This window comes from Variovorax sp. R-27 (genome assembly GCF_049913215.1).
Classification (GTDB): domain Bacteria; phylum Pseudomonadota; class Gammaproteobacteria; order Burkholderiales; family Burkholderiaceae_C; genus Variovorax.
Genome location: NZ_CP183984.1, coordinates 5169316 through 5188656 on the forward strand (window position 1 = coordinate 5169316; position 19341 = coordinate 5188656).

Sequence of the window (19341 nt, forward strand, 5' to 3'; positions counted from 1 at the left end):
AGGGAGTTGCGGTTCAGGAGGAAAGCGTCTTCACGTACAGGATGGTCGTGAACCCGCTGTGCCATTCGAGATCGGGGTAGCGGTCGGCCTCGCGGTAGCCGAGCGCGAGGTAGAAGCCCTGGCTCTGCGTGTTGAAGGTGTCGGTTTCGAGCCGCGCGAGTGCCACACCATCAGCGCGCATGCCGTCTTCCGCGAAGGCCATCAGGGCGCGGGCGATGCCCTTGCGCTGGTGCTCGGCCGGCACGTGCAGCGCGTGCACGAAGTCGTGCTCCCAATGGACCACGCCGACCACCTCGCCATCGATCTCCGCCACGAAGAAGGCCGGCCCCATCTCGTCGATGTAGCCCACGGGCTCGCCGCTCTCCTTGTAGGCCTTCGCGGCCTCGGGCGTGAGCTGCGGCAGCCAGGTGCCGGCGAAGGTGTCGTCGAGGATGGCCTTCACCGCGTCGAAGTCGTCGAGGCGCCAGGGCCGGATGGCGATGTCGGGAACGTCGTGGTTCTTGCTCATCGGTTCAGCGGTCGACGGCCAGCATCAGCGTTTCCTTGATTTCTTCCATCACCACGTAGCTGTGCGACTCGGCCGCCACCGGCAGCTTCTTCAGGATGTCGCCCAGCAGGTGCCGGTACTCGCTCATGCCGCTGAGCCGCGCCTTCACGAGGTAGTCGAAGCTGCCCGACACCAGGTGGCATTCGAGCACCTCGGGCATGTGCAGCAGTTCCTTGCGCACCTTGTCGAACACGTCGCCGGACTTGGCCGAGAGCTTGATCTCGACGAACACCAGCAGCGTCTTGCCCAGCGCCTCGGGCGACACGTGCGCGTGGTAGCCCGTGATGACGCCGTCGCGCTCCATGCGCTTCACGCGCTCGGCGCAGGGCGAGGCCGACAGGCCGATGTGCTCGGCCAGCTCGGTCATGGAAACACGGCCCTGGCGCTGAAGCAGGTCGAGGATCTTGCGGTCGATTCGGTCGAGTTCGGGCATTTCACTTCGCGCGCGGCTTTTGGACGATTGGCGGCAGTGTATTTCACTGCCAAACGTCTGAAAACAATGGAATCCACTGCATTGTGCACTTTAGATTCCACTCATTCCATCTGAATCAGTGAATACACCATGAAAGTCATCGTTCTCGGCGGCGGCGTGATCGGCACCACCACGGCCTACTATCTCGCGCGCTCGGGCGCCGAGGTCACCCTGCTCGACCGGCAGGCCGGCCCCGCCGAGGAAACCAGCTTCGGCAACGCCGGCCAGGTGTCGCCGGGCTACTCCACGCCGTGGGCCGCGCCGGGCATTCCGCTGAAGGCGATCAAGTGGATGTTCAAGAAGCACGCGCCGCTGTCCATCCGCCCCGACGGCACGATGTTCCAGCTGCGCTGGATGGCCGCGATGCTGCGCAACTGCTCGCCCGAGGCCTACGCGGTGAACAAGGAACGCATGATGCGCGTGGCCGAATACAGCCGCGGCTGCCTGCAGCAGCTGCGCGCCGACACCGGCCTGCAGTACGAGCAGCGCACCGGCGGCACGCTGCAGCTGTTTCGCACGCAGGCGCAGCTCGACGCGGTGCAGCGCGACATCGCGGTGCTCGAAGAATGCGGCGTGCCTTACGAACTGCTCGACCGCGATGCGCTCGCCAGCGTCGAGCCCGCGCTGGCCGGCGCGCGCGACCGCCTCACAGGCGGCCTGCGCCTGCCCAACGACGAAACCGGCGACTGCCACCTGTTCACGCGCGGCCTTGCAGAAATCGCGCGCGGCCTGGGCGTGGATTTCCGCTTCGGCCAGACCATCGACGGACTGGAGACGGACGGCAATCGCATCACCGGCGTACGCACCACCACCGGCAAGATCCTTACGGCCGACCGCTACGTGATGGCCTTCGGCAGCTACTCGCGCGCCGCCATCGCCTCGCTGGGCCTCGACATCCCGGTGTACCCGGTCAAGGGCTACTCGCTGACCGTGCCGCTGCTCGACGAATCGCTCGCGCCGCAATCGACCGTGCTCGACGAGACCTACAAAGTCGCGGTCACGCGCTTCGACAACCGCATCCGCGTGGGCGGCATGGCCGAACTCGGCGGCTTCGACCTGCGCCTGAACCCCAACCGCCGCGCCACCCTCGAGAAGGTCGTGACCGACCTGTTCCCCGGCGGCGACGTGCCGCGCGCCACCTTCTGGACCGGCCTGCGCCCGATGACGCCCGACAGCACGCCCATCGTCGGCGGCACGCGCTACGGCAACCTGTTCCTCAACACGGGCCACGGCACACTGGGCTGGACCATGGCCTGCGGCTCGGGCAAGCTGATCTCCGACATGGTGATGGGGCAGCGGCCGGAGATCCGCACCGACGGTCTTGCGATGGACCGCTACGAACAGGGCTCATCGCGCGCAACGCGCCCGAACCCGGCGACTGCTCCGGCTTGATGCGGAGGCCGCTCAGGCGGCCTTTGCAATCGGAATCACGGCACTGCTCATGCCGCGATAAACCTCCGCCTCGCCATGCTTCGCAAGCAGCTGCATCAGATGCTTGCGAATCAGCATGCCGGGCCGATCGGACTCCATCGAATACTCCACGCCGCGCCGGCGCGTATCGACCAGCGCATCGGGGTCGGTCGATTCCAGGATGTCTTTGTCCTCGCGCGTCACAGCATCGTCGAAGTCGATCAGCATCTGCGCGGTGCAATCGGCCTCCGTGTCGTTGCGGAACAGCCATTGGCACAGCTGCATGCGACCATCGTCGATGGGCGTGAAGCAGTTGATGATGATGTGGCGCACGCCGCTCGGGTACTCGATGTCGAGCCGGCGCGAGAACGGCAGAAAGTAGGCGTTGCGCATGTGGCGCGTGGTGATCGGGTCGGTCACGCCGCTGATCGCATGGAACTTCACCGGGTTGGTCGCTTCGATGACCGTCTCGGCATAGAAGCCCGATTCGTTTTCCACCAGCTCGTACTTGCTCGGCTTCGGGCTCGCGGCCACGCCGAAGGTGGCGCGGTGCACGAAGCTGAAGTGCGAGTTGTCGAAAGAGTTTTCGAGCGCGCGCATCGGGCTGGTCTGCCACTCTTCGTAGAACTGGAAGATGGTGCGGTAGCCCGGGTCGTCGAACTCGGGAATGGCAGGAATGTCTGCAATGGGCTCTTCGAGCGCCACCCATGCATAGCCATAGCGCGCGGTGCAGCGGTAGGCAGCGGTGCGGTACTCGGGCGAGATCTTGCGATCTGCTTCGTACTGCGGAATGCGGATGACCTGGCCGCTGCGGTCGTACGTCCAGCCGTGGTAGCCGCACTGGATGGCGCCGGTGCCGCAGGCCTGGCCTTCGCTGTCCACGCACCAGCCCTTCGACAGCTTCGCGGTGCGGTGGCAGCAGCGGTCGCGCAGCGCAGCGGGCTGGCCGTCGGCATCGATGAAGAGAACGATGTCTTCGCCCAGCAGCCTGAAAGGCTTCGGGCCCTGTGCCAGTTCGGTGAGCGGCATGACGGCATGCCAGAACTTGCGGAAGACGGGTTGTTGGGTAACGAGCATGCGCGGACTCCTTCTTTGTTGCGTGGGGACGAACGTGAAAGAGCAATTTCCTGCCTGGATGCGTGGGGCATCGCGCGACTGAACGCTTCTACTCTGCGCAACATGCCTTGCAAATTGCGCGCCCGGATTGTGCGCCCGGCCAGGCTGCCCCTCCAAGCCCTCACCCTCAATGCCCGAGCAAAATGCTCGAAAGGGCCCTTGGCATGCGTCGTGCATGACCTGCTGCAAGAGTAGAAGCGTTCAGCAGCGCACGCACCACGAACGTGCGCCCGCCCGGAAATTGCTCTTGAAACGCCTTCTGCCCTGCGCAGGGGGATTCAAGACCCGAAGCTTCCGAGGCCCCACATGCAACGTCGATCCTTCCTCGCGGCCAGTGCCGCCACCCTTGCCGCCCCTGTCGTCTTCGCTCAAGGCGGCAGCGGCAAGCTCACCCCGCTAAAGTTCACGCTCGACTTCCGCATCAACGGGCAGACCTCTCCCTTCTTCCTGGCGCTGGCCAAGGGCTACTACAAGGACGAGGGGCTCGACGTGAGCATCGACACCGGCGCCGGCTCGGTCGCCTCCATTACCCGCATTGCCAGCGGCGTCTACCAGCTGGGGCTGGGCGACATCAGCTCGCTGGTCGAGTTCAACGCGCAGAACCCCGGCACGCCGATGGTGCAGGCCGTGTACCAGTACTACAACCGCGCACCGTTCGTGATCATCGGCCGCAAGGACCGCGGCGTGACCGGCGACTTCAAGAGCCTCGCGGGCAAGAAGGTCGCGGCGGCGGCCGTCGAATCGACACGCCGTGCCTGGCCGATGGTCGCGCGCAAGCAAGGCATGCGCGGCGACGCCTTCCAGTGGCAGACCACCGACTTCAGCGCACGCGACAACGTCATGGTGCGCGGCGACGTCGATGCCGCCACCTACTTCCACGACTCGGCCGTTTCGTTGTTCGCGCGCATGAAGCCCGAGGAGCTGTCGGTGCTCAAGTACGCGGACGCGGGCGTCAACCTGTACGGCAACGCCATCCTCGCGAGCAGCAACCTCATCGCGCAGAACCCGAAGGTAGTGGCGGCCTTTCTGCGCGCGAGCAACCGCGCCATCGTCGAGACCTTTGCCAATCCGGCGCCTAGCATCGCGGCCATGCGCCAGCGCGAGCCCATCCTCGACGAGAAGATCGAACTCGAGCGCTGGGGCATCACCGCGCAATACGTGGGCGCGGCCGACACGCGCGGCCACGGTCTTGGCGATATAAAGAAACTCACGCTCGAACAGCAGGTCGACGAAGTGGCCGATGTCTTCGGCCTCAAGGTCAAGCCCGCGTCCGACGCCATCTTCAACACTTCAATGCTTCCATCGCGCAGCGAACGCTCCCTCCCCAAGGCATGAACTCCAACAGCGACACCACCACCTATCCCGCCGAAACCACGCTCGACGAACGCGACGGGCGCTACCTGCGCAAGGCCATCGTCTGGTCGCATGCGGCACGTCGCCGGGGCAACCGGCCCTTCGGCTCGGTCATCGTCTCCGCCGCCGGAGAGGTGCTGGCCGAAGCCGGCAACAGCAATGCCGAGACGGGCGACTGCACCGCCCATGCCGAGGTCAACGCACTGCGCGCGCTGGCCGGGCGCAAGCTCTCTCGCGAAGAACTCGCGGGCGCCACGATCTACGCATCGGGCGAGCCCTGCGTGATGTGCGCCGGCGCCATCTTCTGGTCGAACATCGGGCGCGTGGTGTTCGGCATCGATGCCGAGCGGCTGCGCGTGTTCCGTGGCGAGCGGCAGGACCAGCGCGATGCCGAACTGTCGTGCCGCGATGTGTTCCGCGCCTCGCCGCATCCCATCGAATGCATCGGGCCAGCGCTGATCGACGAAGCGAGTGCGGCCCACGACGGCGCCTGGAAGACCTGAGACACCGCAAGCGAGCGCACTAGACTCGCTGCATGCCCTGGCACGCCCGTCTCCATCTCGCTTACCAACAAGAAGCCGCCCGCACCGTCGCCCGTTTTCGCCATGACGGTCCGCTGCGCATCCTGCAAAGCCTGTACCCCGAGGGCGACACCGTCTGCCACAACGTGCTGGTGCATCCGCCGGGCGGGCTGGTGGGCGGCGACACGCTCGACATCGACATCGAGGCCGCCGACGGCAGTCACGGACTGATCACCACGCCCGGCGCCTCGCGCTTCTACCGCTCCGAAGGCGAGCTGGCGCTGCAGCGCACGCGCATCCGCCTCGCGGCCGGCGCGCGGCTCGAATGGCTGCCGCTCGAAGCCATCTGCTACAGCGGCTGCCAGGCGGAGAACCGGCTCTCCATCGAGGTCGCGCCCGGCGCCGAGCTGATCGGCTGGGACGTTACCGCGCTCGGCCTGCCGAACGCCAAGCAGCCCTTCGAGCGTGGCACCTACCTGCAGCACATCGAGGTGCCCGGCGTGTGGCTGGAGCGCGGGCGCATCGACGCGGCCGACCACCGGCTGCTGCAAAGCCCCATCGGCCTCGGCGGCCACCGCTGCATGGCCTCGCTGTTCTTCGTGGCGGGCTCGCCGGTGGCGCGCGCCCGGCGCGATGCCTTGCTTGCACAAGCCCGCACGCTGCTCGAAGCAAGCCCGCTGTTCGACAGCGCCGGCGCCACCAGCCCGCACCCCGAAGTGGTCGTGCTGCGGGTTCTGGCACCCGTGGTCGAGCCCGCGATGCAGCTGCTGCGGCAGGTCTGGCAGGCATGGCGCAGCGAGCTGTGGCAGCTGCCCGCGGCCACGCCGCGCATCTGGGCGACCTGAGGCCGATCTCCCTCCGATCCCCGCGCCGAGGGGCGAATCTGTAGGCACTGTCTGACGGACAGCCGCGTTGCAAAGGCGCAACCTGATTCTTTTGCCCAGCGGATGACGAGGATCGGCCATGTCTCCTGACGACACTCCCGACGCGAACACGCAGCTTCACCGGCACCTGGCGCGGTTCAACGCCGAGCGACTCAGGCTCGGCAGCCCCTCGCCCCAGTGGCAGGACGACCTCGCCCGCGAGCATGCGTGCCGCCTGCTCGAAGGCAAATACCTCGAAGCCCTGCGCGCTTCGGTGCAGGCGGCGGCAGCGGCAGCGGCCGGCAACGCGGGCCACTTCATCAGCTGGTTCGAATCGCTGGCGCACACCGGCCCCGGCCAGCATCACCCGCTGTTCGACTGGCTGGCCGACGAGGCCACGCTGCCGCAGATGCGCTGGTTCCTCACGCAGGAGGCCGCGGGCGAGGCCGGCTTCGAAGACCTGCTGGCCTATACCCAGGTCAAGCTGCCGCCACAGCCCAAGCTGGAATGCGCGCGCAACTTCTGGGACGAGATGGGGCACGGCAAGCAAAGCGCCATGCACGGCCAGATGCTGGAGCACATGGTGCGCGAGCTCGGCCTGCATCCGGCCATCGACACCACCGTGTGGGAGTCGCTGGCGCTCGCCAACACCATGGTTGGGCTGGCGACCACGCGCCGCTACGGCTACCACTCCATAGGCGCGCTCGGTGTCATCGAGCTCACGGCGCCCGGGCGCGTGAAGCAAGTGGCGGCCGGCATGCGCCGATTGGGCCTGAGCGGCCGCGCGCGCTCCTACTTCGACCTGCATGCGGCGCTCGACGTGTCGCATTCGCGCGCATGGAACCGCGAGGTGATCCGGCCGCTGGTCGAGGTCGATCCGGCCTGCGGGCAGTTCATTGCCGAAGGCGCGCTGATGCGCCTTGTCTGCGGCGAACGCTGCTTCGAGCGCTACACCGCCGAGTTGCGGCACGCCGAGGAGGCCATCGCATGCTGAACGCGGCCGGCGTGCTGCGCCAGGTGGCGGCCACGGGCTACCGATTCACCACGGTCACCCCGCTGACCCACCAGCGCGTGCTCGCGCGGCGCGGGCGCGAGCCGGGCGCGACGCTGCGAGACATCTTCGGCTGGAACCTGTCGTTCGAAGCGCGCGCGGTGCCGCCGGAATTGCTGGCCGACATGGAGCGTGCCGGCATCGTGCGGCACACGGGCTCGCTGCTGCGCAGCACCGTGCGCATCGCCAGCCTGGGCGACGACCTGTTCTTTCATTCGGCCTATCCGACGGTCGAGGAGAACGCCGTGTTCTTCGGGCCGGACACCAGCCGCTTCGCGCGCTTTCTCCACCACGCACTTGCCCGGCGCAAGGCACAGCCTCATGTGCGCGTGCTGGACGTGGGTTGCGGCAGCGGCGCGGGCGGCATCGCAGTGGCACGCGCGCTGGCCGCCACGGGCACGCAGGCGACCGTCGTGATGAACGACATCAACCCGCTCGCGCTGCAGTACACGGCCATCAATGCGGAAGTGGCCGGCATCGCCGTCACGCTCGCGCAAGGCGATGCGCTGTCGGCGGTCGAGGGCGAATTCGATCTCATCGTGTCGAACCCGCCTTACCTCGACGACGGCGCGCAGCGCGCCTACCGCCACGGCGGCACGCGGCTCGGGCGAGCGCTCAGCGTGCGCATCGCGGCCGAGTCGCTGAAGCGGCTGGCGCCGGGCGGGCAACTGCTGCTCTACACAGGCGTGGCCATGGTCGATGGCGAAGACCCGTTCCTTGCCGAACTGCAGTCCCTGCTTGCAGCACCCGGCTTCGACTGGTCGTATGCCGAGATCGACCCCGATGTGTTCGGCGAGGAGCTGGAGCGGCCGGTGTATGCGCACATCGATCGCATCGCCGCAGTCGGCCTCATTGCCACCCGCGCAACGGAGGCCGCGTGATGGCCGCCGGGCTCGACTTCGGCGTGGACACCGGCCGCCTGGCCGTGGTGCGCGAATGCAGCGTGCTGGAGCGCATGCCCAAGTGGCTCATCTGCGTTCCGCTGGTGGTGCAGTGGCTGTGGCTGTCGCTGCGCTACGGCGGCGCCACCGTGCCATCGGCGGCCAACCCACACCTCACCTCCGGCGGGCTGGTGGGCGAAGGCAAGCTCGAATACTTCCGCGGCATGGGGGCGCTGGCGCGCTCGGTCACGGCCGATTACTGCGCGGTGTTCAACGACGGCACGGCAACCGAAGACTCGCTGCGGCACACCATGGCCAACGGCGGCCTCGCGTTTCCAGTGGTCGCCAAGCCCGACCTCGGCCTGTGCGGCTACGGCGTGCGCTTGCTGCCCGACATGGCAGCGCTGCTGGCCTACCTGGCCGTCTTTCCTCGCAGTGAAACGGTCGTGCTGCAGCGCTACCTGCCACAGGAAGGCGAGGCCGGCATCTTCTATGCGCGCGACCCCGACACTGGCGAAGGCCGCATCATCGGCCTGGCGCTGCGCTACTTTCCGCGCGTGACGGGCGACGGCCGCAGCACCGTGGCGCAGCTCGTGGCGGCCGACGTGCGCGCCCGCCGCATCGCGCGCTCGCCGCGCCACGAATGCAGCGTGCCGCCCGACTGCGTGCCGGCCGCCGGCCAGCAGGTGCGGCTGGCCACCATCGGCTCGACCCGCGTGGGCGGCCTCTACCGCGACGGCGCGGCGCTCATCACGCCCGAGCTCGTGCGCGCCATCGACGCCATCGCGCGCGACATGCCCGACTTCCGTTTCGGGCGCTTCGACGTGCGCTACCAGAGCCTGCGCGAACTCGGCGCCGGGCGCGGCTTCACCATCATGGAAATCAACGGCGCGGGCTCCGAAGCCATCGAGGCCTGGGACCCCGACACCGGCGTGGTGCAAGGCTTTCGCATGGTCTTCGCCAAGCAGCGGCTGCTGTTCGCCATTGGCGCGGCGCAGCGCAAGGCCGGCGTGCGGCCCATCGGCCTGCTCGCGCTCGCTCGGCTCAACCGGCGGCAGAACCGCCTGGTCGATCGCTATCCGCCCTCCAACTGAGTGAATTGCCGCACGCACATGGACATCACCGCCACGCACGCCCTGCCCGACCGTTCGCCCACGCCACTCGCGGCCGCTGCGCCCGTGCTGGAAACCCGCTGGGCCGATTGCGAAGAAGACGTGCGTGACGCCCAGCGCCTGCGCTTTCGCGTGTTCGCGCAGGAGATGGGCGCGCGCCTCACACCGCCCGAAGGCACGCCGCCCGGGCTCGACGTCGACCGCTTCGACGCTTTCTGCGACCACCTGCTGGTGCGCGCCATCGACCCGCTGCACGGCCCCGGCCCGCTCATCGGTACCTACCGCGTGCTGACGCCCGAGGCGGCGCATCGCGCGGGCGGCTTCTACACCGACACCGAGTTCGACCTGTCGCCGCTCGCGCCGCTGCGCGGCCGCGCGCTGGAGCTGGGCCGCTCGTGCGTGGATGCCGAGTGGCGCTCTGGCAGCGTCATCATGGCGCTGTGGGCAGCGCTGGGGCAGTACATGGTCGACCACGCGCTCGACACCATGATCGGCTGCGCGAGCATCGGGCTCGACGACCAGGGCGCGACGGCCGCGCGGCTGTGGCACCGGCTGTGCCGCACGCACCTGGTCGAGCAGCGCTGGCGCGTGGAGCCGCGCGTCGCGCTGCCGCTGGACAACGGGGCAGACGCCGATGCCGACAGCGACACAGCGCCTCCCGCCGCCCCGCCGCTCATCAAGGGCTATCTGCGCTGCGGCGCTCGCCTGCTCGGCCCGCCCGCGCTCGACGTGGCCTTCAACACCGCCGACCTGCCGCTGATGCTGCGCGTGGACGACGTGTCGCCGCGCTACCGCCAGCACTTCTTCGGCATGACCGCGTGAGCGCGGCGGCCCCACGCGCGCGGTCGAAGCGCGCGCTGCGTTCGGTGGTTGCCGCGCAGTTCTTCAGTTCGCTGGCCGACAACGCGCTGCTGATCGTCGCCATCGACCTGCTCATGCAGCGCCACGCGCCCGGCTGGATGACGCCCGCGCTGCGGCTGTTCTTCTATCTTTCCTACGTGCTGCTCGCCGCCTTCGCAGGCGCCGTGGCCGACGCGGCGCCGAAGGGCCGCGTGCTGATGGCCACCAACCTCATCAAGCTGGGCGGCTGCGCCCTGCTGCTGTGGCAGGTGCAGCCGCTGGTGGCCTACGCGCTGGTCGGCCTTGGCGCCGCGGCCTACTCGCCGGCCAAGTACGGCATCCTGCCCGAGCTGATTCCGCAAGAAGAACTGGTCGCCGCCAACGGCTGGATCGAGGCAGGCACGGTGCTGTCGATCCTGTTCGGCGTGGCGCTGGGCAGCACGCTGGTCGGCAAGGGCCTTGCCCTGCCCGCCATCGGCGCGGCGTACCTGCTGGCCGCCGCCTGCACGCTCGCGATTCCGCACAGCCCGGCACGCGACCACGCGGCGCTGGCGCACCCGGGCCGGCTGTTGCGGGATTTCGGGGGCTCGCTGGCGCTGCTGTGGCGCGATGCCGATGCGCGCATCTCGCTGGCCGTCACCAGCCTTTTCTGGGCCGCGTCGGCCACGCTGCAGTTTCTGGTGCTGCGCTGGGCGGCCGAGCGGCTGGGGCTCACCCTGTCGCAGGGCGCGCTGCTGCAGATCGCGGTGGCCATCGGCATGGCGGCTGGCGCCGTCGCTGCCTCGCGCTGGTTCCCGCTCGGGCGTGCGTTGCGCGCGCTGCCGATCGGCATTGCACTGGGTGCCGTGATATTGCTCATGACGCTGGTGACGCAGCCCGCCGTGGCCGCCGCGCTGCTGGTGGTGATCGGCGCGCTCGCGGGCTTGCTGCTGGTGCCGATGAACGCGCTGCTGCAAAGCCGCGGGCTGCTGTACATGCACCCGGGCCAGTCGATCGCGGTGCAGAACTTCAACGAGAGCCTGGCCTCGCTGGCGATGCTGGGGGTGTACGGCGCGCTGCTGTATTTCGATGCGCCGCTGCTGCCGACGCTTGCGGGCTTCGGCGGCTTCCTGGTGCTGGCCATGGGCGCGGCCCTCCTCTGGTCGCGCCGTCGGCGGCCGCAGGAGCGCTTCGGATACAGTCCCGCACCTAACCGCCTCTCGACCCGCAGCCAGAGTGAATCTCCGAAAATCCGCCAATAGCCTGGTCGTTCGTCTCCTCGTGATGGGTCTGGCGATGGCAGTCGTGGGCACCGCCGCCAGCTACATCCAGCTCACCCGCTTCCTGCGGGAAGACCTGACGAAATCGGTGGCGACGCAGCAGATGGCGCTGGCCGCCTACGTGGCCCGCGATGTCGACAACTACCTGGACGAACGGCTGTCGTTCCTGGAGCGCCTGGCTGGCGCCCTGCCGCCGGAACTCCTGGCGCAGCCCGAGCAGCTGCATGCATGGCTGGCGGAACGCAGCGCGCTGAGCGCCTTCTTCCCCCTCGGCCTGGTGGTCACCGATGTCACCGGCAAACGACTCGACGGGCGCGACAGCGCCGTACAGCTGGAAACGGGCGGTCCGGAATTCACAGCCGCATCCGCCGGGAAGCGCGCGGTAGGCCGCCCACGGTCCACGGCTTCTCAGCACTCGGCCCTGCCCATGGCCGCACCCATCCGCAACGGTGCCGGCCAGGTGGTCGCCGTGCTGCTCGGCACGGCAGACCTCTCGGCCGATGGCCTGCTCGACCACCTGCAGGAGGGGCGCGTGGGCCAGGCCGGCGGCATCCTGGTGATCTCGCCGCGCGACCGCATCTTCGTCGCCTCCACGGACGTCTCGATGTCCCTCACGCCGACCCCGCCCGACGGCGTGAACCCATTGCACGACCGCGCCATGGCGGGTTTTCGCGGCAGTGGGACGACGCGCAACGCCAAGGGCATCGAAGAAATCTCCGCCATTGCCTCGGTGCCGAACAGCGGCTGGTTCGTGGTGGCGAGGCTACCCGTGTCGGAAGCGCTGGCCCCGGTGTCGCGCATGCAGACCTTCATCCTGCAGCAACGCGCGCCCGCCGTGACGGCGGTGCTCGTCGTGATCGGCCTGATCATGGCGTGGCTGCTGCGGCCACTGCTGCGCGCCGCCGACCAGGCCGACCGCATGACCCGCGGCGAGCTCGCGCTGACGCCGCTGCAGGTGGTGCGCAATGACGAAATCGGGCACCTTACGCAAGCCTTCAACCGGCTGCTGGCCAAGCTGCTCGACAACCAGGAGGCGCTGGCTCGCCTGGCCCACCACGACACATTGACAGGCTTGCCCAACCGCAAGTTGCTGGACGAGCGGCTGCAACAGGCGCTGGTCCATGCCAGGCAGCGCGCGCAGCAGGTAGCCGTGCTCTACCTGGACCTCGACGGGTTCAAGGACCTCAACGACACATTCGGCCACGAAGCGGGCGACAAGGCCCTCGGGGAAATCGCGCACCGGCTGCGGGCCCTGGTGCGGCACACAGACACAGTGGCGCGCATCGGCGGCGACGAATTCGTGCTGCTGGCCACCGACTTCGAAGAGCCCGCGGAACAGGCCGCATTGACGCTGGCACGGCGATGCATCGACGCGATCGCCCAACCGCTGCAGCTGGAGCATTCAAGCATGGTCATCGGCGTGTCGATAGGCATCGCCCTGGGCAGCGGCAGCGAAACGCCGCAAGACCTGCTCGCCACGGCCGACAAGGCCATGTACCGGGCCAAGCAGGGCGGGCGCGGCAGCTACGCAATGATGTAGGCGACAGCAGGAGCCCTACGCCGGCATGTCGGTACGCGGCAGCCGCAGGTGCTTCTTCAGCGTCTCGAACACCTGCCGCGTGACCGGGTTCACCACATGGCTGCGCACATAGAGGTAGTACGCCAGGTCGGGTAGCCGCGGCATGCCGTCGCCCGCGCCCAGCACGCGCAAGCCCGCGTCGAGCTGCTCCACGCCGCGCGCCGTCACGCCCAGCCCCGCGCGCAATGCGGCCTTGATGCCGATCAGGCTCGACGAGGTGTAGCGCGGCGTCCAGGCCACGCCCGCCGCGTCGAGCGCCTCGTGGCCGATGCGGCGGAAGATGCTGGGCCCGTCCGCCATGATGAGCGGCACCGGCTTCGTCGGGTCGTGCACGTAGCTCGCGGCGCACAGCCACACGGTGGGCGAAGTGCGCAGCACCACGCCTTCGAACTGCGACTGCTCGTCGGCGCGGTTGGAGATGATCATGTCGACCTCGCCGCTCTTGAGCGATGTCATGAGATAGGGGCTGCGGCCGATGTGGATGTCGAGCTGCAGCAGCGGCGAGGTGCGCGCCACCTCGGTCAGCAGCAACGGCAGCATGGTCTCGGCCACGTCGTGCGGCGCACCGATGCGCAGGTTGCCTTCGAGCTGCCCCTGCCGCAGGCTGCGCAGCGCCTCGTCGTTCAGCGCCAGCATGTGATGCGCGTAGGTGAGCAGCCGTTCGCCGTGCTCCGTGAGCCGCTTCTGCCGCCCCTGCTTGGCGAACAGCGGATGGCCGATCTGTTCCTCCAGCCGCTGCATCTGCTGCGTGATGGCCGACTGCGTGCGCCCCAGGTGCACGGCCGCCGCCGCAAAGCTGTTGAGGCTGACGACGGCCGCAAAAGAGCGCAGCAGTTCGAGATCGAGCGTGGGCATACATTAATTTTATTGATGTGTTTCCTGCTCTGCTTGGATTGTTGCGTCACGCCCCCGTCACTACAGTGAATGCACACCAAACAGGCAACCCCACTGGAGAAACTGCATGAGCACCCCTTCCGAGCAACGCCGCCAGGCCGTCGAGGCGTCCATCGCCGACATGAAGAAAGCCATCGGCGGCGCTGAAGCCACCCGCGAAAAACTCGACGTGGTGCTCGATTCGCTGCAAGACCTGGCCGCGCACACCGAATACTGGGGCGCCGCCGACTTCCCGCCGCCCGAGGCCGGCGAGCACCAGGCCCGCTACCTGATCGCCGAAGACCCGGACCAGAGCTACGCGCTGTACCTGAACGTGATGCGCCCGGGCAAGAAGATCGTGCCGCACAACCACACGACCTGGGCCTGCATCGCAGCCGTGGAGGGCACCGAGCACAACCGCGTGTACGAGCGCACCGACGACGGCAACGTGCCGGGCGTGGGCAAGCTGAAGCAGACCGAACTGGTCGTCGTCGCGCCGGGCAAGGGCATCGCGCTGATGCCTGAAGACATCCATTCGGTCGAGATCCAGGGCGAGCAAGTGATTCGCCACCTGCACATGTACGGCCGTGCGCTCGAAACGCTGAACCAGCGCACCGCCTACGACCTGGCAGCAGGCACGTACCAGACCATGGGCATCGGCGTGCAGACGCGCCGCTAAGCGCTCCCTTCCCGGCCTTCCTTTTCCTCATGCGGGCCGCGCGCTGCGGCCTCGCAGGACTTCGTTCGTCCCAACGACTTGCTCTCATGACCTCCTTCATCGACCCGAAGACCCTCAAATCCTGGCTGCACGACGGCGGCGAGATCGCGCTGCTCGACGTGCGCGAGCACGGCCAGTACGGCGAGGCGCATCTGTTCTACGGCATTCCCCTGCCCTTCAGCCGGCTGGAAATCGATGCGCCGCGCCTCGTGCCGCGCCGCGGCGTGCGGGTGGTGGTGTACGACGAAGGCGATGCCGATGTGGCCGAACGCGCCGCCGCGCGGCTGGCCGTGCTGGGCTACACCGACGTGCACGTGCTGCAAGGCGGCGCCCGCGCATGGAAGGCCGCGGGCTACGTGCTGTTCGCGGGCGTCAACCTGCCTTCGAAGACTTTCGGCGAGCTGGCCGAAGAGGTCTATCACACGCCCCGCGTCAGCGCCGACCAGCTCGCCGAGATGCTGGCGCGCAAGGACAAGGTCGTGGTGCTCGACGGCCGCCCCGTCAGCGAGTTCCACAAGATGAACATCCCCAGCGCCACCTGCTGCCCCAACGGCGAGCTGGCCTACCGCGTGCGCCAGCTGGCGCCCGACACCACCACGCCCATCGTCATCAACTGCGCGGGCCGCACGCGCAGCATCATCGGCGCGCAGACGCTCATCAACCTCGGGCTGCCCAACCCCGTCTATGCGCTGGAGAACGGCACGCAGGGCTGGTACCTGGGCGACCACACGCTGGAGCATGGCGGCACGCGGCGCTATGCGGACGACAGCGGCAACACCGACCTGCGCCCCGCAGCGAAAGCGCTGGCCGCCCGCTTCGACGTGCCGGCGGTGAACGCGCAGACCGTGCAGCAATGGGCCGCCGATGCGAGCCGCAGCCTGTTCCTGTGCGACGTACGCACGCCGGAAGAATTCACGGCCGGCAGCCTGCCCGGCGCGCAGCACACGCCCGGCGGCCAACTGATGCAGGCAGGCGACCAGTACTTCGGCGTGCGCGGTGCCCGGCTCGTGCTGTTCGACAACGACGGCGTGCGCGCACCGACCATCGCGAGCTGGCTGCGGCAGATGGGGCATGACGCGAGCGTGCTCGAGGGCGGGCTGGCGAGTGGCCTCTCGCTCGCGCCTGCTGCAGCGCCGGGTGCACCCGCACTGGCCACCATCGATGCGCAGGCCCTCTCTGCGCGCATCGAGCGCAACGAGGTGGCGGTGATCGACCTGCGCGGCAGCATGCAGTTTCGCGCCGGCCATATCCCGCAGGCGCGCTGGTCGATTCGCCCTCGCCTCGCAGGCGACGTGAAGAGCGAGACCCGCCAGCTCGTGCTGGTCGCCGACGATGCCCCGCTTGCGGCATGGGCTGCCGCCTCCGAGCTCGCAGGCCACTCGCCCGCGCCGCTGCTGCTGGCCGGTGGTATGGCCGCATGGCGCGCCGCAGGACTGCCCGTCGAGGCCACGCCCGCGCTGCCCGCCGACAGCGACTGCATCGACTACCTGTTCTTCGTGCACGACCGGCACGACGGCAACAAGGAAGCCGCGCGCCGCTACCTCGCATGGGAGACCGGCCTCGTCGCGCAGCTCGACGCGCAGGAGCGAGCCGCCTTCCGCCTTCCCACCGCCGCATCGCACCCCTGAGCCCGGCTTTCGCTTTCTGTTCGTCCTTGTCCGTTCCTATTCCAGGAGTTCCGTCATGTCGTTCGCCAGCCGCATCCCGCACCTTGCCCGTTTTGCAGTCGCCGCCGCATGGCTCGCGGCGCTCGTCTTGCAGCCAGCCACAGCCGAACCGCTCGCGCCGCGCAACGGCTATCCGTCGCAGACGGTGAAGTTCATCTCGCCCTTCCCGCCCGGCGGCGGCAACGATGCAACCGCGCGCCTCGTGACCACGCGCCTGCCGGAAATCATGGGACAGGCGGCAGTGGTCGACAACCGCGGCGGCGCGGGCGGCAACATCGGCGCCAAGGCCGTGGCCGACGCCAAGCCCGACGGCTACACCGTGCTCACCTCGCAGGTGTCGATCATGGCCGTGAACCCCACGCTGTATGCGGCGCCCGGCTTCGACCCGATCAAGAACTTCATTCCCATCACGCAGATCAACGCCGCGCCGCTCGCGCTGGTAGTGGATGCCAACTCGCCGCTCAAGACTTTCGCCGACCTCGCCACCAAGGCCAAGGCCAGCCCCGGCAAGGTGACGTATGCAACGCCGGGCAACGGCACGCTGTCGCACCTCGTTGGCGTGGTGCTGTCGAAAGACGATGGCATCGCCATGACGCACGTTCCCTACAAGGGTGCCGGCCCCGCACTCACAGACCTGCTCGGCGGACAGGTCGACGTGCTCGTGACCTCGACATCCTCGGTCGCGGGCCTGGTGCAGAACGGCAAGCTGCGCGTGCTGGCCGTGACCAGCCCGCGCCGCATCGGCGTCTTCAAGAATGCACCGACGCTCGAGGAACTGGGCTATGCCGGTGCACGCTTCGAAGACTGGTACGGCTTCTTCGCACCGGCCGGCACACCGCCCGAGCGCGTGGCCTATCTGAACGAAGCCATCGTGCGCACGCTGCGCATGCCTGAGGTGACCAAGCTCGTGAACGACGGTGGCAGTGAAGTGGTGGCCAATTCGCCCGAAGCCTTTGCGGCGCAGCTGCGCCAGGACATCGACCGCTGGTCGCGCATCGTCAAACTTTCCGGTGCGAAGGCAGATTGACGCACCATCGAGGCTTGGCCAACGCTTGAACACCATGTCCAACTCGCACAAAGACTTCCCTGGACTCTCCCTCGACACCCGGCTCACGCGCACCGGCAAGGCGCCTTCCTATGCCGGTGGCGCGCCCGTCAACACACCGCTGGTGCGCGCGAGCACCGTGCTGTTCGACAGCGTGGGCGCAATGCGCGACGCACGCGCGCGGCGCGACGACGAACGCATCTTCAGCTACGGCGCACGCGGCACCCCGACCACCTTTGCGCTGGAAGACGCGGTGAGCGAACTCGAAGGTGCCTACCGCACGCGGCTCTTTCCGACCGGCCTCGCGGCCATCGGCATGCTGCTGCTGTCGTATCTGAAGCCGGGCGACCATGTGCTGATGTCAGACAGCGTGTACGAGCCCACGCGCAACCTCGTGCATTCGTTTCTTGAGCCGTACGGCATTCGCAGTTCGTTCTTCGCGGCGGACGGCAGCGGCATCGAGGAACTGTTCGAGCCGAACACGCGGCTGGTGTACGCGGAGTGCCCTGGCTCGCTGGTCTACGAAATGTGCGACCTGCCGAAGCTCGCGGAGCTGACGCACGCGCGCGGCGCGCTGCTCGCGGCGGACAACACCTGGGGCTCGGGCTGCCAGTACCGGCCGCTGGCGCTGGGCGCCGACATCTCGACGATGGCCGCCACCAAGTACCTCTCGGGCCACTCGGATGTGATGATGGGCACAGTCGCCACGACCGAAGCCGCGTGGCGGCCGCTGAACGAGCGCTGCGACGCATTCGGCATGACCGTGAGCCCCGACGACGCATGGCTGGTGCTGCGCGGCATGCGCACGCTGTCGGCGCGGCTGCAGATGCACGAGCGGCATGCGTTGGACGTGGCGCGCTGGCTGGAGAAGCGGCCTGAAGTGGCGACCGTGTTCTGCCCTGCACTGCCGCAGCATCCGGGGCACGATATCTGGAAGCGCGATTGCAGCGGTACGAACGGGCTGCTTTCCATCGAGCTGCAGCCCGGCATCGAGAGCGCCGCGGTCGAGCGCTTCGTCGATGCGCTCACGCTGTTCGGGCGTGGCTCATCGTGGGGCGGCTATGAAAGCCTGGTGGCATGGACCAACATGCGCGCGGCGCGCAGCGTGACGGACTGGAGCAAGCGCGGGGCGGTTGTGCGGTTGCACATCGGGTTGGAGGCGCCGGAGGATCTGACGGCGGATCTGGCGCGTGGGTTCGATGCGATGAGTGCTCCGACGCAGAAGGCATAGCACTCGACCGAAAAGAAGCTCTGAATTCTTCAGCTAGCGAACTTCAGAAGTAGCTGAGGATTCTTGGCCAATGCGGAACGACCGGTCGACACCAGCAACGAATAAGTGATTGCGAGCGCAGCGACAGGTCTGTCTTCGGGATGAACAGCATCGATTATTCGCTGAGCGCATGAGCGGAGCACCGTCGCCATCCCCAGATCGGAAAAATGTTCGGACAGCGTCATAAAGCCGCTGACCACGAGCGCAGAGTCTTCTGGAAGCACACGGGCATAGCGCCAGCCCTTGGCCTCGACGCTACCGACGATCTGATCCAGACCTCTTCGCTCGCCAAAGAAGATCGCACGCACAGCCATGAGGAGAAGCAACGCGGCGTAGCGTGTTGCTGCCGATTCATCGATCCTGGTCGGAAGGTAGCCCTTGAATTTGAAGGTGCCTTCCGCCGCCGCGACAGGCAGTTGCCCTAACTCCGAGGCAAGCGCCGCAAAGCCGTTGGCCTGACACCATCGCTTCAGCGTGGGGAGCGGAGCAAATTCGAACTCGCTCGCGATCGCGTCCAGAGCATTCTTGATTCCGTTGTCCCGCTGCAAGGCCTGTTCGGCCATTTCACGCAGATAGGGATGCGGGCTGTCGACGAGTTCCTCAAGGTCGACCGGGCTGGGACGAAGCCGCGCCTGAGGCAGTTGCTCTGTCGGAAACACCAGAAGCACGCCGAGTTTCTGGTGATCGAAGACGAGGTCGGTTGCGGCAAATGAATGGATGGGCATCGGCGCCAGACTCGGTTTCGTTGGTCAAGAGAGTGCGTT

The 19341-nt window shown here is 67.9% G+C and carries 19 protein-coding genes; 14 read left to right on the top strand and 5 right to left on the bottom strand.

Going from position 1 to position 19341, the window contains the following annotated elements:
• Nucleotides 1–13: 13 nt before the first annotated feature.
• Both ACN9MV_RS24155 and ACN9MV_RS24160 read right to left on the bottom strand, forming a co-directional pair.
• Nucleotides 14–508 carry a GNAT family N-acetyltransferase gene (locus tag ACN9MV_RS24155; protein ID WP_426389842.1) on the bottom strand — a complete coding sequence of 165 codons (495 nt, stop codon included), beginning with the start codon at nucleotides 506–508 and terminating at the stop codon, nucleotides 14–16.
• 4 nt (nucleotides 509–512) lie between these two features.
• Entirely contained in the window at nucleotides 513–980 is a 468-nt protein-coding gene (locus ACN9MV_RS24160; protein ID WP_093058103.1) for a winged helix-turn-helix transcriptional regulator, read from the bottom strand.
• A gap of 129 nt (nucleotides 981–1109) precedes the next feature.
• Here ACN9MV_RS24160 and ACN9MV_RS24165 point away from each other — a divergent pair, with 129 nt between their 5' ends.
• Nucleotides 1110–2411: a D-amino acid dehydrogenase gene (locus tag ACN9MV_RS24165; RefSeq protein ID WP_093178056.1), complete on the top strand. Its 1302-nt coding sequence runs from the start codon at nucleotides 1110–1112 to the stop codon at nucleotides 2409–2411.
• 12 nt (nucleotides 2412–2423) lie between these two features.
• Here ACN9MV_RS24165 and ACN9MV_RS24170 read toward each other — a convergent pair whose 3' ends face one another.
• Nucleotides 2424–3506: an aromatic ring-hydroxylating oxygenase subunit alpha gene (locus ACN9MV_RS24170; RefSeq protein ID WP_093058101.1), complete on the bottom strand. Its 1083-nt coding sequence runs from the start codon at nucleotides 3504–3506 to the stop codon at nucleotides 2424–2426.
• Nucleotides 3507–3851: 345 nt separating this feature from the next.
• Here ACN9MV_RS24170 and ACN9MV_RS24175 point away from each other — a divergent pair, with 345 nt between their 5' ends.
• The 9 genes from ACN9MV_RS24175 (at nucleotide 3852) to ACN9MV_RS24215 (ending at nucleotide 12965) form a co-directional block, all read left to right on the top strand.
• Nucleotides 3852–4880, top strand: coding sequence for an ABC transporter substrate-binding protein (locus ACN9MV_RS24175; RefSeq protein WP_426389845.1), 1029 nt, complete (start codon nucleotides 3852–3854; stop codon nucleotides 4878–4880).
• On the top strand, nucleotides 4877–5401 hold the full coding sequence (locus tag ACN9MV_RS24180; RefSeq protein ID WP_093058099.1) for a nucleoside deaminase: 525 nt from the start codon (nucleotides 4877–4879) through the stop codon (nucleotides 5399–5401). The genes ACN9MV_RS24175 and ACN9MV_RS24180 overlap by 4 nt, the downstream gene beginning before the upstream one ends.
• Before the next feature lie 32 nt (nucleotides 5402–5433).
• Nucleotides 5434–6264: an urease accessory protein UreD gene (locus ACN9MV_RS24185; RefSeq protein WP_258353482.1), complete on the top strand. Its 831-nt coding sequence runs from the start codon at nucleotides 5434–5436 to the stop codon at nucleotides 6262–6264.
• A gap of 118 nt (nucleotides 6265–6382) precedes the next feature.
• On the top strand, nucleotides 6383–7276 hold the full coding sequence (locus ACN9MV_RS24190) for an iron-containing redox enzyme family protein (protein WP_426389847.1): 894 nt from the start codon (nucleotides 6383–6385) through the stop codon (nucleotides 7274–7276).
• Nucleotides 7270–8214: a methyltransferase gene (locus ACN9MV_RS24195; protein WP_426389849.1), complete on the top strand. Its 945-nt coding sequence runs from the start codon at nucleotides 7270–7272 to the stop codon at nucleotides 8212–8214. Before ACN9MV_RS24190 ends, ACN9MV_RS24195 begins: the two co-directional genes overlap by 7 nt.
• Complete coding sequence (locus ACN9MV_RS24200) at nucleotides 8214–9308, top strand: hypothetical protein (RefSeq protein ID WP_426389851.1); 1095 nt, start codon at nucleotides 8214–8216, stop codon at nucleotides 9306–9308. Before ACN9MV_RS24195 ends, ACN9MV_RS24200 begins: the two co-directional genes overlap by 1 nt.
• Before the next feature lie 18 nt (nucleotides 9309–9326).
• Complete coding sequence (locus tag ACN9MV_RS24205) at nucleotides 9327–10148, top strand: GNAT family N-acetyltransferase (protein WP_426389853.1); 822 nt, start codon at nucleotides 9327–9329, stop codon at nucleotides 10146–10148.
• Nucleotides 10145–11407 carry a lysophospholipid transporter LplT gene (gene lplT, locus ACN9MV_RS24210; protein ID WP_426389855.1) on the top strand — a complete coding sequence of 421 codons (1263 nt, stop codon included), beginning with the start codon at nucleotides 10145–10147 and terminating at the stop codon, nucleotides 11405–11407. Before ACN9MV_RS24205 ends, lplT begins: the two co-directional genes overlap by 4 nt.
• A gap of 34 nt (nucleotides 11408–11441) precedes the next feature.
• The gene (locus ACN9MV_RS24215) at nucleotides 11442–12965 is read left to right on the top strand and encodes a diguanylate cyclase domain-containing protein (RefSeq protein ID WP_426389857.1); all 1524 of its coding nucleotides are present in this window, start codon (nucleotides 11442–11444) and stop codon (nucleotides 12963–12965) included.
• Between the two features lie 15 nt (nucleotides 12966–12980).
• Here ACN9MV_RS24215 and ACN9MV_RS24220 read toward each other — a convergent pair whose 3' ends face one another.
• Nucleotides 12981–13859 carry a LysR substrate-binding domain-containing protein gene (locus ACN9MV_RS24220; protein WP_093058093.1) on the bottom strand — a complete coding sequence of 293 codons (879 nt, stop codon included), beginning with the start codon at nucleotides 13857–13859 and terminating at the stop codon, nucleotides 12981–12983.
• A gap of 106 nt (nucleotides 13860–13965) precedes the next feature.
• Between ACN9MV_RS24220 and ACN9MV_RS24225 the strand changes: the two genes are divergently transcribed.
• From ACN9MV_RS24225 to metC, 4 genes are all read left to right on the top strand, one after another.
• The gene (locus tag ACN9MV_RS24225; RefSeq protein ID WP_093058092.1) at nucleotides 13966–14556 is read left to right on the top strand and encodes a cysteine dioxygenase family protein; all 591 of its coding nucleotides are present in this window, start codon (nucleotides 13966–13968) and stop codon (nucleotides 14554–14556) included.
• Nucleotides 14557–14642: 86 nt separating this feature from the next.
• On the top strand, nucleotides 14643–16223 hold the full coding sequence (locus ACN9MV_RS24230; RefSeq protein WP_426389860.1) for a rhodanese-like domain-containing protein: 1581 nt from the start codon (nucleotides 14643–14645) through the stop codon (nucleotides 16221–16223).
• A gap of 55 nt (nucleotides 16224–16278) precedes the next feature.
• Nucleotides 16279–17289 (top strand): Bug family tripartite tricarboxylate transporter substrate binding protein, encoded by a 1011-nt coding sequence (locus ACN9MV_RS24235; RefSeq protein ID WP_093058090.1) that lies wholly within the window; start codon nucleotides 16279–16281, stop codon nucleotides 17287–17289.
• A 34-nt stretch (nucleotides 17290–17323) separates the two neighbouring features.
• Entirely contained in the window at nucleotides 17324–18538 is a 1215-nt protein-coding gene (gene metC, locus ACN9MV_RS24240; RefSeq protein ID WP_426389862.1) for a cystathionine beta-lyase, read from the top strand.
• 29 nt (nucleotides 18539–18567) lie between these two features.
• Here metC and ACN9MV_RS24245 read toward each other — a convergent pair whose 3' ends face one another.
• Nucleotides 18568–19302 (bottom strand): hypothetical protein, encoded by a 735-nt coding sequence (locus tag ACN9MV_RS24245; protein WP_426389864.1) that lies wholly within the window; start codon nucleotides 19300–19302, stop codon nucleotides 18568–18570.
• Between the last annotated feature and the right edge of the window lie 39 nt (nucleotides 19303–19341).